The organism is Aeromonas bivalvium, from assembly GCF_000819765.1.
GTDB lineage: Bacteria > Pseudomonadota > Gammaproteobacteria > Enterobacterales > Aeromonadaceae > Aeromonas > Aeromonas bivalvium.
The window spans coordinates 38,398-51,043 of the sequence record NZ_CDBT01000044.1; the positions used below are offsets into that span (position 1 = coordinate 38,398).

12 protein-coding genes and 1 pseudogene are annotated in these 12,646 nt (G+C 65.2%); 9 read left to right on the forward strand and 4 right to left on the reverse strand.

What is annotated here, in order from left to right:
* Window positions 1-196: 196 nt before the first annotated feature.
* From BN1119_RS13085 to BN1119_RS20945, 4 genes are all read left to right on the forward strand, one after another.
* On the forward strand, window positions 197-1,201 hold the full coding sequence (locus BN1119_RS13085; protein WP_041998604.1) for a putative 2-aminoethylphosphonate ABC transporter substrate-binding protein: 1,005 nt from the start codon (window positions 197-199) through the stop codon (window positions 1,199-1,201).
* Window positions 1,202-1,370: 169 nt separating this feature from the next.
* Entirely contained in the window at window positions 1,371-2,390 is a 1,020-nt protein-coding gene (locus tag BN1119_RS13090; protein WP_052448063.1) for a putative 2-aminoethylphosphonate ABC transporter ATP-binding protein, read from the forward strand.
* Window positions 2,391-2,437: 47 nt separating this feature from the next.
* Window positions 2,438-4,126 carry a putative 2-aminoethylphosphonate ABC transporter permease subunit gene (locus tag BN1119_RS13095; RefSeq protein ID WP_041998609.1) on the forward strand — a complete coding sequence of 563 codons (1,689 nt, stop codon included), beginning with the start codon at window positions 2,438-2,440 and terminating at the stop codon, window positions 4,124-4,126.
* A gap of 65 nt (window positions 4,127-4,191) precedes the next feature.
* Window positions 4,192-5,016: an EamA family transporter gene (locus tag BN1119_RS20945; RefSeq protein ID WP_041998612.1), complete on the forward strand. Its 825-nt coding sequence runs from the start codon at window positions 4,192-4,194 to the stop codon at window positions 5,014-5,016.
* Between the two features lie 4 nt (window positions 5,017-5,020).
* On the opposite strand, the gene BN1119_RS13105 is transcribed toward BN1119_RS20945, so the two are convergent.
* A complete protein-coding gene (locus BN1119_RS13105) occupies window positions 5,021-5,773 on the reverse strand; it encodes a DUF429 domain-containing protein (RefSeq protein ID WP_041998615.1) in 753 nt (250 codons plus the stop codon).
* A gap of 77 nt (window positions 5,774-5,850) precedes the next feature.
* Window positions 5,851-6,414, reverse strand: a complete 564-nt coding sequence (locus tag BN1119_RS13110; RefSeq protein ID WP_041998618.1) for a VC2662 family protein — start codon at window positions 6,412-6,414, stop codon at window positions 5,851-5,853.
* Between the two features lie 301 nt (window positions 6,415-6,715).
* Between BN1119_RS13110 and BN1119_RS13115 the strand changes: the two genes are divergently transcribed.
* The 4 genes and pseudogenes from BN1119_RS13115 (at window position 6,716) to ybcJ (ending at window position 9,746) form a co-directional block, all read left to right on the forward strand.
* The gene (locus BN1119_RS13115) at window positions 6,716-7,066 is read left to right on the forward strand and encodes a phasin family protein (RefSeq protein ID WP_041998620.1); all 351 of its coding nucleotides are present in this window, start codon (window positions 6,716-6,718) and stop codon (window positions 7,064-7,066) included.
* 90 nt (window positions 7,067-7,156) lie between these two features.
* A pseudogene (locus BN1119_RS13120) lies at window positions 7,157-8,940 on the forward strand (class I poly(R)-hydroxyalkanoic acid synthase).
* Window positions 8,937-9,341, forward strand: a complete 405-nt coding sequence (locus tag BN1119_RS13125; protein ID WP_041998622.1) for a MaoC family dehydratase — start codon at window positions 8,937-8,939, stop codon at window positions 9,339-9,341. Before BN1119_RS13120 ends, BN1119_RS13125 begins: the two are co-directional and overlap by 4 nt.
* A gap of 171 nt (window positions 9,342-9,512) precedes the next feature.
* Window positions 9,513-9,746 carry a ribosome-associated protein YbcJ gene (ybcJ, locus tag BN1119_RS13130; RefSeq protein WP_010674882.1) on the forward strand — a complete coding sequence of 78 codons (234 nt, stop codon included), beginning with the start codon at window positions 9,513-9,515 and terminating at the stop codon, window positions 9,744-9,746.
* 229 nt (window positions 9,747-9,975) lie between these two features.
* Here the strand turns inward: ybcJ and BN1119_RS13135 are convergent, their stop codons facing one another.
* Window positions 9,976-10,449: a DUF4442 domain-containing protein gene (locus BN1119_RS13135; protein ID WP_041998626.1), complete on the reverse strand. Its 474-nt coding sequence runs from the start codon at window positions 10,447-10,449 to the stop codon at window positions 9,976-9,978.
* A 128-nt stretch (window positions 10,450-10,577) separates the two neighbouring features.
* Here BN1119_RS13135 and BN1119_RS20120 point away from each other — a divergent pair, with 128 nt between their 5' ends.
* Window positions 10,578-10,835, forward strand: coding sequence for a hypothetical protein (locus tag BN1119_RS20120; RefSeq protein ID WP_244463743.1), 258 nt, complete (start codon window positions 10,578-10,580; stop codon window positions 10,833-10,835).
* Window positions 10,836-10,892: 57 nt separating this feature from the next.
* Here the strand turns inward: BN1119_RS20120 and BN1119_RS13140 are convergent, their stop codons facing one another.
* Entirely contained in the window at window positions 10,893-12,644 is a 1,752-nt protein-coding gene (locus tag BN1119_RS13140) for an ABC transporter transmembrane domain-containing protein (protein WP_041998628.1), read from the reverse strand.
* Window positions 12,645-12,646: the final 2 nt, after the last annotated feature.

Here is a 12,646-nt window from a genome sequence, read left to right on the forward strand (position 1 = left end):
CTTCATCAAAGCTTCACATAGCCCGCACACCATCCTTTTTCGGCGACAGACAAGGGTCACAGGATTGCCATGATGCCGTCATCCAACCGTCATTTTCCCTTCCTAGCATGCCAATCCAACCATCTGGTATGAACCAGATTGGCGGATCGGGTCTCCCGCTCCTGTCTCCCCACTCCACCGCAATAGGGAAAGTTCGATGAAGATGACCAAGCTCGCCGCCCTGCTGGGCATGATGACCCTCGCCACGACCGCCCACGCCAAGGAGGTGTTGACCGTCTACACGGCGTTTGAGACCGACATCATGGGGCCCTATCAGCAGGCCTTCGAACAGGCCCACCCCGACATCGAGATCAAGTGGGTGCGCGACTCCACCGGGGTCATCACCGCCAAGCTGCTGGCCGAGAAGGCGCGGCCCCAGGCCGATGTGGTATGGGGACTGGCGGGATCCTCCCTCGCCCTGCTCAAGCAGGAAGGGGTGATCAAGCCCTACCTGCCCGCCGGTGCCGAGGCCCTGGATCCGGGTCTGCGCGACCCGCAGGCGAACCCGGCCTGGTATGGCAACGACGCCTTCTTCAACGCCGTCTGCTTCAACGAGGCCATGGGCAAGTCCCTCGGCATCCCGGCTCCCACCAGCTGGGAGGATCTGCTCAAGCCCGAATTCAAGGGGAGGATCGCCATGCCCAACCCCGCCTCTTCCGGCACCGGCTTCATGATGGTCGCGGCCTGGTTGCAGAGCCTGGGGGATGACAAGGGCTGGGCCTACATGGAAAAACTGCACGGCAACATAGCCCAGTACACCCACTCTGGCTCCAAGCCCTGCGTGCAGGCGGCCCAGGGCGAGGTGCTGGCGGGCATCTCCATGAGCCTGCGGGGCGCCAAACTCAAGACCCAGGGGGCCCCTATCAGCGTGATCCTGCCCAAGGGCGGCATCGGCTGGGACACCGAATCCGTGGCCCTGGTCAACGAAGGATCCGCCGCCGCCAAGACCCTGGTGGACTGGTCCATCGGCGAGAGCGCCAACCGCCTCTACAGCCAGAACTACCCCGTGGTGGGCATAGCAGCCCTGAGCAAACCTGTGCCCAACTACCCGGACGTGAAGCAGGCGATGATCCCCCTCGATTTCGCCAAGATGGCCAGGGAGCGCACTCAGATCCTCGCCGACTGGAGCAGCCGCTTCGACGGCAAGTCCGAGGCCCAGTGATCCGGACTGCGGGCGGCACAACGCCCGCAGCCAGGACACAGCAAGAGCGGCGCCCAGGGGCGCCGCTCTCTTTATTTCGGCGGGCTCTTTTTCGCCCCGCCACCTCATTGTCATCAAGCTGCAACCTGGCGACGGGACAATCTGGTCTACACCAAGAAGGAGTCCTCTGATGAGCGCCTATCTGCAACTCGAACATATCTCCAAACACTTCGATGGCTTCACCGCCGTCAACCCCCTCTCTCTTTCCATCGAGGCGGGGGAGTTCGTCTGCTTCCTCGGCCCCTCCGGCTGCGGCAAGACCACCATGCTGCGGATGATCGCCGGGCTGGAGACCCCGAGCAGCGGCAGCATCCGCCAGGGAGGCCAGGATGTCACCCTGCTCCCCCCAGAGGCTCGCGACTTTGGCATTGTCTTCCAGTCCTATGCCCTGTTCCCCAACCTGACAGTGGCCGAGAACATCGCCATCGGCCTGCGCCAGCAGAAGCTGCCGAGCCAGACCATCACCGCCCGGGTCGACGAGTGGCTGGCCCTGGTCCATCTGGAGGCGGCCAAGGCGAAGTACCCGGCCCAGCTCTCCGGCGGCCAGCAGCAGCGAGTCGCCCTGGCCCGGGCACTGATCCTCTCTCCCGGCCTCTTGCTGCTCGACGAGCCCCTCTCGGCCCTGGATGCCAAGGTGCGGGTCCATCTGCGCGACGAGATCAAGCGCCTGCAGCGGCGCCTTGGCATCACCACCATCATGGTGACCCATGATCAGGAGGAGGCGCTCACCATGGCCGATCGCATCCTGGTGATGAACGCCGGGCGCATCGAACAGTTCGGCACCCCGGAGGAGATCTACCGGGCCCCGGCCAGTCGCTTCGTCGCCAACTTCGTCGGTCAGATGAACTTCCTGCCAGGCCAGCTCGCCTGCCCGGGGGAAGGGATAGGCGGCGAGCTCGGCATTCGCCCGGAGGCACTGCGCCTCTCATCTTTAGGAGGACAACTGCCGGTCGAGATCTCGGATTGCGCCTTCCAGGGCAATCACGTGCGGGTCGCCTGCCACCACGCGGCCCTGGCCGAGCCGCTGCAGGTCAATGTGCCTCTGCGGGAGGTGGCGGCGCTGGATCTCGCCCCAGGTCGCCGCCTGCATCTGGAGATCCCCCGGGATCAGCTGCACCATTTTCGCCCGGAGCCCACATGCCACGCCTGAATTCCCCTCGCCCCCAGTCTGAGCCTTTGCGCCTGTTCGGAGTCCCCATGCCGACCCTCTTCCTGTCCGAGCGCGCCCAGTGGCGTGCGGATCGCCTGCTGGCCCTGGTGCTCTTGCTCGCGGTCAGCCTCTTCCTGCTGCTGGGGCTGGCCGCCCCCCTGCTGGCCATGCTGCAAAAGAGCGTGCAGGATGCCGGCGGCCAGTTCGTCGGCCTGGCCAACTTTCAGCACTATCTCGCCGCCCCCCAGCTGCGCTCCTCCGCCGGTCACACCCTGCTGATCGGGCTCGCGGTGAGCGTCGGGGTGGTGGTGCTCGCCTTCGGCTACGCCTTCGCCCTGACCCGCAGCTGCATGCCGGGGCGGCGATGGTTTCGCCTCTTGGCCAACCTGCCGATCCTGGCCCCTTCCCTGCTGCCCGCCATCAGCCTCATCTATCTGTTCGGCAACCAGGGCATGCTTAAATCCTGGCTGATGGGGGAGTCCATCTATGGCCCCATCGGCATACTGCTCGGCCTGGGTTTCTGGTGTTTTCCCCATGCCCTCATGCTGCTCTGCACCACCCTCGGCACAGCGGATGCGCGCCTCTACGAGGCCGCCCGGGTGCTCAAGCTGCCGAGCTGGCGCCGTTTCGTGCTCATCACCCTGGCCAATGCCCGTTACGGCATCCTCAGCGCCCTGGTACTGGTGTTCACCCTGGCGGTGTGCGACTTTGCCGTTGCCAAGGTGATCGGGGGTCAATATTCCCTGCTCGCCACCGACATCTTCAAGCAGGTGGTCGGCCAGCAGAACTTCACCATGGGCGCGGTCACCAGCGTCTTCCTGCTGCTGCCCGCCCTGCTCGCCTTCGGCCTGGATCGCTGGCTCGCCCGTCGCCAGCGGGGGCAGCTGGCCAGCAACGCCGTCATTTACCGCCCCGTCCCCCATGCCCTGCGGGATGGCTGCTGCCTGGTGTTCTGCTCCCTCATCGCCCTCTTCATCGTCACCCTGATAGGGGTCGCCATCTATGGCTCCCTGGTCAGCTTCTGGCCCTGGGATCTGGGGCTCAGCCTGCGTCATTATGACTTTGCCAGCACCACCCCCTATGGCTGGCAACCCTGGTTCAACTCCCTCACCCTGGCGGCCGGGGTCGCCCTGTTTGGCAGTGCCCTGGTGATGCTGGGCAGTTACCTGGTGGAGAAGGTGGACGGCTTTGGCTGGCTGCGCCGCCTCATCAGCCTGCTGGGGCTGCTGCCCATGGCGGTGCCCGGCATGGTGCTGGGGCTGGGCTACATCTTCTTCTTCAACCAGCCAGGCAATCCCCTCTCCCTGCTCTACGGCACCATGACCCTGCTGGTCATCAACTCCCTGTGCCACTACTACACGGTCGGCCAGATGACGATGCAGGCCGCCCTCAAGCAGCTGCCGAGCGAGATAGAGACGGTGGCCAGCTCCCTCAAGCTGCCCCGCTACCTCACCTTCTGGCGCATCACGCTGCCGGTGTGCAGTCCGGCCCTGCTCGACGTCGCCATCTATCTGTTCGTCAATGCCCTGACCACCACCTCGGCCCTGGTCTTCCTCTACGCCCCCGATACCCTGCCTGCCGCCATCGCCATCCTCAACCTGGACGATGCGGGCCAGACCGGCAGCGCCGCCGCCATGGCCGTGCTCTTGCTGTTCACCGCCATGGCGGCCAAGGGGGTCTATTTCCTGCTGGCCCACCTCCTTGGGCTGCGCACCCAGCGCTGGCGTCAGCGCTGAATCAAGGGCAAGCAAGAGACAGGGCCAGTTGGCCCTGTCCGTATCACTGAGTACATTGGAGTCCTATGTCCCCCCTCGTCTTCAGTCTGGTGCTCGGCTCGGCCCTGCTCCACGTGGGCTGGAATGCCCTGATCAAGGGCGCCCGCGACAAAAGCGCCATGACGCTGCTGGTCAGCCAGGGCTGCGCCCTCATCGCCCTGCCCCTGCTGCCCTGGCAGCCCCCGCCCGCCCCGGCCGCCTGGCCCTTTCTGCTGGTCTCGGCCCTGCTTCACGTCGGTTATTACCAGCTGCTGGCCCGCGCCTATGGGGCGGGATCCCTGGCCCAGCGCTATACCCTGATGCGCGGCGGCGCCATCCTGCTGCTGTTCATCCCCTCGCTGCTGCTCGAAGGCATGCCGCAGGGTACGGCCCTGGCGGGCATCGCCCTCATCGCCGCCGCACTCATCCTGCTTGGACTCAAGGGGATGGACAGGCAGGATCCCAGCGCCTGGCTGTGCGCCGGCCTCATCGCCTGCTACACCCTGGTCGATGGCATGGGGGCTCGGGCCAGCGGCGATCAGCCGGTGGCCTATGTGCTCTGGTTGGTGGTGCTGGAGGGAGGCCTGATGCTGGCGCTGGCGCGCCGCGCCCTCGGGGTGGCGCTCTGGCCGGTACTGAGGCGGGGCTGGCGCCTCGCCCTGCTGGGGGGCGCCTGCTCGACCCTGGCTTACGCCATCGTGGTGTGGGCCATGACCCAGGCGCCCCTGGCCCAGGTCAGCGCCCTGCGCGAGAGCGGCATACTCATCTCTTTCCTGATTGGCGCGGTCTGCTTTCAAGAGCGCCTCGGCCGTGGCAAATGGCTGGCTGCCCTCGCCCTGCTTGGCGGCGTCTTGCTGCTGCGGCTGGGTTAGCCGGTCAGGGAGCGAAGTGGTAGACCCACCCCTCGTCCCGGGGGAAGTCGGCCGGAGGGGCCAGCAGGGGCGGCAGCGCGCCCACCGCCCCGTCGGCCGCATATTGCAGCGCCATCAGGGCGCACAGAGCGGCATCATAGGGGTCCGTACCCGGGATGAGGGACGCCGGCAGATGGGGCTGCAGTGCGGGCCGCACCGCAGAGGCCTTGCCCCCCACCTTGGCCAGGGCGGGATAGACCTCCAGCACCGCGCGTTTGGCCTCCCTCACCTGCCTTGGCACCAGTTGCAGATCCCCGAGGCGCGGCAGCATGGAGAGGGCCAGGGTGGCGTTGTTGCCGAGCCGATCGAAAGTGGCCGAGAGCGGCTTCTTGCCATAACGCTCATGGAGCCAGCGCTCGCAATCCCGGTAGGCATAAGGATTGTCTATCTCCCGCTGGGGCACGGGAAAGTCGCTCCCCCGCCCCGCCAGCAACTCGGCGAGGGCGCGGGGAAAGGCCAGCGGCGCGTCGATGCCAAGCGCCAGTCGCGGGCAGGCCAGCACCTGCATCAGCGCAACCTCGTCTTGCAGGGCCGGGCGCAGCAGGGCATCCAGATCCGGCGCCACCCGGGAGCTCAGCCGAAACAGGGGGGAGATCCCGAGCCAGTGCAACTGTTGCGTGCGGGCCTGCCAGCCCACCACGGCCACCGCCTGGGCATTGCCCTGCCAACCCCTCACGTCCCAGCCGATGCCGATGGCGTCCATGTGTTCCCCTGTCATGCTCCTGTTACCTCTGTGCAGCCTTGATGGAGCACAGGGTACTGGCTGCCCCTCCTAAAGCAAGGGCAAGGTGACCCCTAGAAGGATTTCTTGAAGTTGATGAGGGGCAGTATGGGGAAGATGCCGTTCTCGGCGTAGTTGGCCAGACCTATCTGCAGGCCATCCAGGTGCTTGGTGGCATTGACGAAACCAATCTGGAAGCTGGTGCGCTCGGCATAGTTGACGAAGCCGACGTTGGCCAGGGCATTGCCACGGGCGATGTTGACCGCCCCCCAGTTGAGCCCCTGCACATTGTTGGTCAGGTTGACGAAGCCCAGGTTCACCCCTCTGTCCTGGCCGTCGTGCCAGTTGACGGCATTGATGGCAACCCCCTGGAACTGATCACGCACCCGGCCCGCGCCAAAGAAGATCCCCAGCTGCAGGCCGGTGAAACTGTTGACGTCCGAGAGGGCGAACACCGGCAGATCGATGCCCTTGACCTGGCCGGTGCGGCCATAGAGGAAGGAGGCCCGTGCCCCTTCCACCTGATTGGACGAGGGCAGATTGACCCCGGGCAGGGAGATCTGGATCGGGGTGCTGGCGTGGGCGATGCCGGCGAGGGCCAGGGCGGAGCAACCGAGCAGCAGGGCGAGAGGTTTCATCGGGGGATTCCTTGGGCGGTCTGAGAGAGGATATCAGCCTACCAGTGCACGGATCGGGAGACGAGGGCGTCCAGGATCCCGTGCGTCACCTCCCGTCCCTCCCGGCTGGCAGGCCTCTGTCGCGCGGAAAAATTCAAACAGAAATTAACATTTATGTCATTTACATCTGGTCGCCCTTGGTTGCAGAATGCTCAAACACGCGTTTGAACAGAGCCGATGACGCGTGAACAGGGATGATTCGCGGTACCCGACAAAGAGCCCAGGCTCGCAACGACACAGTTCCGCCAACATGGAGACGCATATGAACATGGATATCCTCAAGAGCTTTACCGAGCAGATGCAAGGCTTTGCCGCCCCCCTCACCCGCTACAACCAGCTGCTGGCCAGCAACATCGAACAGCTGACCCGGTTGCAACTGGCTTCTGCCAATGCCTACGCCGAACTGGGGTTCAACCAGTTGCAGGCCGTGAGCAAGGTGCAGGATGCCCAGAGCCTGGCTGCCCTCGGCACGGTGCAACTGGAGACCGCCAGCCAGCTCTCCCGCCAGATGCTGGATGACATCCAGCAGCTGAACGCCCTCGGCCTGCAGTTCAAGGAAGAGCTGGATGCCCTGACCGCAGACGGCATCAAGAAGAGCACGGGCAAGGCCTGATAACCCCTGGCTGCCCGTCCGGGCAGCCACATCTCCCCACGACGAGCGCGCGGGCCCCTGCCCGCCCCGGGTGTGGGTGAAGGAGAGCACATGAGCCAACCATCTTACGGCCCGCTGTTCGAGGCCCTGGCCCACTACAACGACAAGCTGCTGGCCATGGCCAAGGCCCAGACCGAGCGCACTGCCCAGGCCCTGCTGCAGACCAATCTGGACGATCTGGGCCAGGTGCTGGAGCAGGGCAGCCAGCAGCCCTGGCAACTGATCCAGGCCCAGATGAACTGGTGGCAGGATCAGCTCAAGCTGATGCAGCACACCCTGCTCAAGAGCGCAGGCCAGCCGAGCGAGCCCGTGATCACCCCGGAGCGCAGCGATCGCCGCTTCAAGGCCGAGGCCTGGAGCGAGCAACCCCTTTTCGATTACCTCAAGCAGTCCTACCTGCTCACCGCCAGGCACCTGCTGGCCTCGGTGGATGCCTGGAGGGCGTCCCTGAAAAAAGCCGGGAGAGGCTGCGTTTTTTCACCCGCCAGTATGTCAACGCCATGGCCCCCAGCAACTTCCTGGCGACCAACCCTGAGCTGCTCAAGCTGACCCTGGAGTCCGACGGCCAGAACCTGGTGCGCGGGCTGGCCCTGCTGGCCGAAGATCTGGAGCGCAGCGCCGATCAGCTCAACATCCGCCTGACCGACGAATCCGCCTTCGAGCTCGGCCGGGATCTGGCGACCACCCCGGGGCGGGTGGTGCAGCGCACCGAGCTCTATGAGCTGATCCAGTACAGCCCGACCACGGAGACGGTGGCCAGGACGCCGGTACTGATCGTGCCCCCCTTCATCAACAAGTACTACATCATGGACATGCGGCCCCAGAACTCCCTGGTGGCCTGGCTGGTCGCCCAGGGCCAGACGGTATTCATGATCTCCTGGCGCAACCCGGGGGTGGAGCAGGCCAACATCGACCTCGACGACTACGTGGTGGACGGCGTCATCGCCGCCCTGGACGCCGTGGAGGCGGCCACCGGCGAGCGGGAGGTGCACGGCATCGGCTACTGCATCGGCGGCACTGCCCTCTCCTTGGCCATGGGCTGGCTGGCGGCGCGGCGCCAGAAGCAGCGGGTGCGTAGCGCCACCCTGTTCACCACCCTGCTGGATTTCTCCCAGCCCGGAGAGCTTGGCATCTTCATCCACGAGCCCATCATAGCGGCGCTCGAGGCGCAAAATGAGGCCAAGGGCATCATGGACGGGCGCCAGCTGGCGGTCTCCTTCAGCCTGCTGCGAGAAAACAGCCTCTACTGGAACTACTACATCGACAGCTACCTCAAGGGCCAAAGCCCGGTGGCCTTCGATCTGCTGCACTGGAACAGCGACAGCACCCATGTGGCAGGCAAGACCCACAACAGCCTGCTGCGCCGTCTCTACCTGGAGAACCAGCTGGTGAAGGGGGAGCTCAGGATCCGCAACACCCGCATCGATCTCGCCAAGGTGAAGACCCCTGTGCTGCTGGTCTCCGCCGTGGACGATCACATCGCCCTCTGGCAGGGCACCTGGCAGGGCATGACGCTGTTTGGCGGCGAGCGGCGCTTCATCCTGACGGAATCGGGCCACATCGCCGGCATCATCAACCCGCCTGCCGCCAACAAGTACGGCTTCTGGCAGAGCGAGGCCGGGGCCGAGAGCCCGGAGCAGTGGCTGGCTGGGGCGACCCACCAGGGCGGCTCCTGGTGGCCCGAGATGATGGGCTTTATCCAGAGCAGTGACGAAGGGGTGGACCCCGTCCCCGCGCGAGTACCTGAGGAGGGGCTGGCCCCCGCCCCCGGCCACTATGTCAAGGTGCGGCTCAACCCAGTGTTTGCCCGCGCCACAGAGGAGGAACCTGCATGAGCGTACAACCCCTTGCCGTGGGCCAGAAGGCGAGCCTGACCAAGTGCTTCGGCCCGGCCGAGGTGGCGGCCTTCGCCGACCTGTCGGAGGATTTCAACCCCCTGCACCTGGATCCGGCCTTCGCCGCCACGACGGTGTTCGAGCGCCCCATCGTCCACGGCATGCTGTTGGCCAGCCTCTTCTCCGGGCTGCTGGGGCAACAGTTGCCCGGGAAAGGGAGCATCTACCTGGGCCAGAGCCTCAGCTTCAAGCAGCCGGTCTTTGTCGGGGACGAGGTGACGGCGGAGGTGGAGGTGATTGCCCTGCGAGATGACAAGCCCATCGCCACCCTGGCCACCCGCATCTTCACCCAGGGCGGCGCCCTCGCCGTGACGGGGGAGGCGGTGGTCAAGCTGCCCTGAGGCAAGGAGGCGCACAATCACAATCAGCCCGGCCCTCGCCGGGCTGATGTTTTCCCCGCGCCCCTCGCCCCTTTTTCGGGGCAATTGGGCCCAGGCCCTTTCCCTGCCCTGGCTAACTGCCTAAAATGACCGCCCTGCCGTGTAGGCATTCATCCAGCTAGAGGATTTCCCATGGAGACGTTTTTGCTCGAAGGTCACCCCTTCGTTGCCTTGTGTGACCTGATCAAGCATCAGGGGTGGGCCGATTGTGGCGGCGCCGCCAAGGCGCTGGTGGCCGAGGGCCTGGTGGAAGTGGACGGTCAGGTCGAGACCCGCAAGCGCTGCAAGATAGTGGCCGAGCAGGTGGTCAACTTCAACGGCATGAAGGTCGTGGTGAAGGAAGGCGTCAGCCCCGAGATCCTCTAAGCCCGAGATCTTCCTCCCAAGCTGCAAGCTGCCCAGCACAGTCGCCGGGTTGGCGGTCAACTTGAGCGGCATAAAGGGAGTAGTAAGGAAGGGCCCCCCACCCCCGAGATCCTCTGACCGAGCTGTGCGGGCCAACCCTCTGTTTGCCCCAGCGCACGACATACCGCCTATACCGGGCCAGGCATGCCGTGACAAAAAAGATCCCCGGGATCTCTGATTGCCACCTCTCTCAGCTCGCCTTGATGGAGAGGGTCAGCACGAAGCGGGCCATGGCTTCATCCCCGTTGCGCGACGGACAGGTGGCCACCACCTGGATGGGGCGGTTGATACGCTGCCCCGTCGCCAGGGACTCGTCTATCATGGCGTCGATAAGCTCTCCCGCTTCGCAATCAAACTGCACGTCCCCCTCCGGGCGTTTCAAAAACTCCCCCTGCACATCCTTGAAGGCAAAATGCACCTTCTTGCGCCGCGCCCGCCCCTTCTCCATCACCAGCAAGCCCCCCACCAGATCGGCGCCGGTGGCGAGTGCCCCGAAGTACATGCTGCCCAGGTGGTTGCGGGTGCGCCAGCCCAGCGGAATGCGGATGCGCAGCGCCCTGGCGTTCATCTGCTCGATGACGGGGGCGCAAAAACCGATGACGGGGATATGGCGCCAGGCAAAGAGGCGCAGTGCCAGATTGGCTTTGAAGCGTTGCAGGTCCATTGCAAACTGATCCGATGAGTGAATGTAGCCGAAATGTTGCCAGCCCCCTACCCAATAGACAAGCTCTCTTTTCCGCCTGCCATGAGGGATCACCCAGGCCGATGGCAGACTCACGCCCCAAGTAGCGAATCGACGTCGACCGCCACCACGGCAAGTTCAGCTCCGCCTGTGCCAGTGCCGAATTCGTCGACATCGACTTCAACTCCCCGTACGCCGCCAACGTGTTCGACTACGAGGCCCTCAACGACCCCGTCATCAAGCAGGCGTTCGGCGCCGTCATCCAGAAGCAGCGCAAGGCACCAATTGAAGAAGCGGACACCTTCTTCCACGACGACTTCCCGCCCCAGCAACCCAAGCTGGAGGCGCGCAGCAAGGCCGCGGTCTGAGGCGCATCCCGATAAGAAAACAGCCGGCATCTGCCGGCTGTTGTCATGGGTTCAGGCTCAGGCCCGCTTCTCCTCCAGCCAGGCCCCCTGGCTCTGCATCTCGAACAGCTGGGCGTAATGCCCCTGCTCGGCCATCAGGCCCTGGTGCGAGCCCCGTTCGATCACCTGGCCGCGGGAGAGCAGCAGGATCTCGTCCGCATCGACGATGGTGGAGAGGCGGTGGGCAATGGCGATGGTGGTGCGGCCGCGACGCGCCGCCGAGAGCGCCTGGGAGAGGGCGAGCTCGGTCTGGGAGTCCACGCTCGCGGTCGCCTCGTCCAGGATGAGGATGCGGGGATCCCCCACCAGGGCGCGGGCAAACGAAAGCAGCTGGCGCTGGCCGGCGGAGAGGTTCTTGCCCCCCTCCTCCATCAGGGTATCCAGGCCATCGGGCAGGGAGCGTACAAACCGGGCCAGCTGCACCTCGTCGAGCGCCTGCCAGAGCTGGGCATCCATGATGCCCTCGCGTCCCAGGCGCAGGTTTTCCGCCAAGGTCCCGACGAAGATGAAGGGATCCTGCTGCACCAGACCTATGCTGCGGCGCACCGCGCTCAAGGAGAGGGTCGAGAGGGGGCGCTCATCGAAGCGTATCTCGCCGCCATCGATGGGATAGAACCCCATCAGCAGACTGATGATGGTGGATTTGCCGCTGCCGGTATGGCCCACCAGGGCCAGCATCTGGCCGGGTGCCACGTCGAAGCTCACCCCTTGCAGCACCGGCTGCTCCCCGTCGTAGGAGAAGTTCACTCCCTGGAAGCTGACCCGGCCGGCCAGCTCGGCACTGGCGCCCCGGGTGCTCTCGCGCGCCTCGTCTTGCAGGGCGAACACCCGCTCCCCCGCCACCATGGCCTGCTGCAACTGGTTGAGCTGGTTGGTCATCTCGATGAGGGGCTCTATCATGCGCCCCAGGTAGCTGATGAAGGCGTAGAGCACCCCCACCTGGATGGCGCCGCCCGTGCTCAGCCCCTCGTGGGCGAACAGGGCGAGCAGGCCGATGAGCACCATCATGTAGAAGAGATCGATGAGGGGGCGCAGCAGTATGCCGTTGATCTTCAGGCTCTTGAGCCGGGCGCGCCAGTGCTGCTGGTTCACCTCGGCAAAGGCATTGGCGAAGCGCACCTCCTGCACCATGGCCTGGATCACCGGCATCCCCTGCAGGGATTCGTTGAGCCGGCTGTTGATGTCCGAGAGCAGGCTGCGGGTCTCCCGCACCACGGGCACGCTCAGCTTCTGGTAGAGCCACATCACGGCGCCCACCGCCGGGATCAGGGCGGCGCACACCAGCATCAGCCGCACATCCAGCAGCGCCATGGAGACGAGGATGCCGCACAAGAGCACCAGCTTTTGCACCAGGAGCCCTATCACCTGGACATAGAGGTTCATGATCGCCTCTGTGTCGTTGGTGATGCGAGAGATGAGGGAACCCGAGCGATGCTGGTCGAAATAGCGGGCGGGCAGCCGGATGGCGGTGGCGAACACCTGCTCGCGCAGGCGCTGCACCACCGCCTGGGCGATGCGGTTGAAACGCAGGGATTGCAGGTAGAAACCGGTGGCAGAGAGCACCTGTAACCCCAGATAACCGGCGGCCAGGGCGGCGATCACCGGCCAGTCCAGGTGGCGCGGCGCCAGATAGTCATCGATGAAGAGCTTGATGAGCAGGGGACCCGCCACCTCGGCCCCTGTGGCCAGCAGCAGGCAGACCCCGGCCTGCACCAGCCAGACCGGGTAGTCGGCACAATAGGCAAGCAGTCGTTTGATAGTCGGGTTCACAG

What these genes read in the sequence shown, in the direction of transcription:
- BN1119_RS13085 (WP_041998604.1), top strand. Translation starts at nt 197, where the DNA reads ATGAAGATGACCAAGCTCGCCGCCCTGCTGGGCATGATGACCCTCGCC.
- BN1119_RS13090 (WP_052448063.1), top strand. Translation starts at nt 1,371, where the DNA reads ATGAGCGCCTATCTGCAACTCGAACATATCTCCAAACACTTCGATGGC.
- BN1119_RS13095 (WP_041998609.1), top strand. Translation starts at nt 2,438, where the DNA reads ATGCCGACCCTCTTCCTGTCCGAGCGCGCCCAGTGGCGTGCGGATCGC.
- BN1119_RS20945 (WP_041998612.1), top strand. Translation starts at nt 4,192, where the DNA reads ATGTCCCCCCTCGTCTTCAGTCTGGTGCTCGGCTCGGCCCTGCTCCAC.
- BN1119_RS13105 (WP_041998615.1), bottom strand. Translation starts at nt 5,773, where the DNA reads ATGACAGGGGAACACATGGACGCCATCGGCATCGGCTGGGACGTGAGG.
- BN1119_RS13110 (WP_041998618.1), bottom strand. Translation starts at nt 6,414, where the DNA reads ATGAAACCTCTCGCCCTGCTGCTCGGTTGCTCCGCCCTGGCCCTCGCC.
- BN1119_RS13115 (WP_041998620.1), top strand. Translation starts at nt 6,716, where the DNA reads ATGAACATGGATATCCTCAAGAGCTTTACCGAGCAGATGCAAGGCTTT.
- BN1119_RS13125 (WP_041998622.1), top strand. Translation starts at nt 8,937, where the DNA reads ATGAGCGTACAACCCCTTGCCGTGGGCCAGAAGGCGAGCCTGACCAAG.
- ybcJ (WP_010674882.1), top strand. Translation starts at nt 9,513, where the DNA reads ATGGAGACGTTTTTGCTCGAAGGTCACCCCTTCGTTGCCTTGTGTGAC.
- BN1119_RS13135 (WP_041998626.1), bottom strand. Translation starts at nt 10,449, where the DNA reads ATGGACCTGCAACGCTTCAAAGCCAATCTGGCACTGCGCCTCTTTGCC.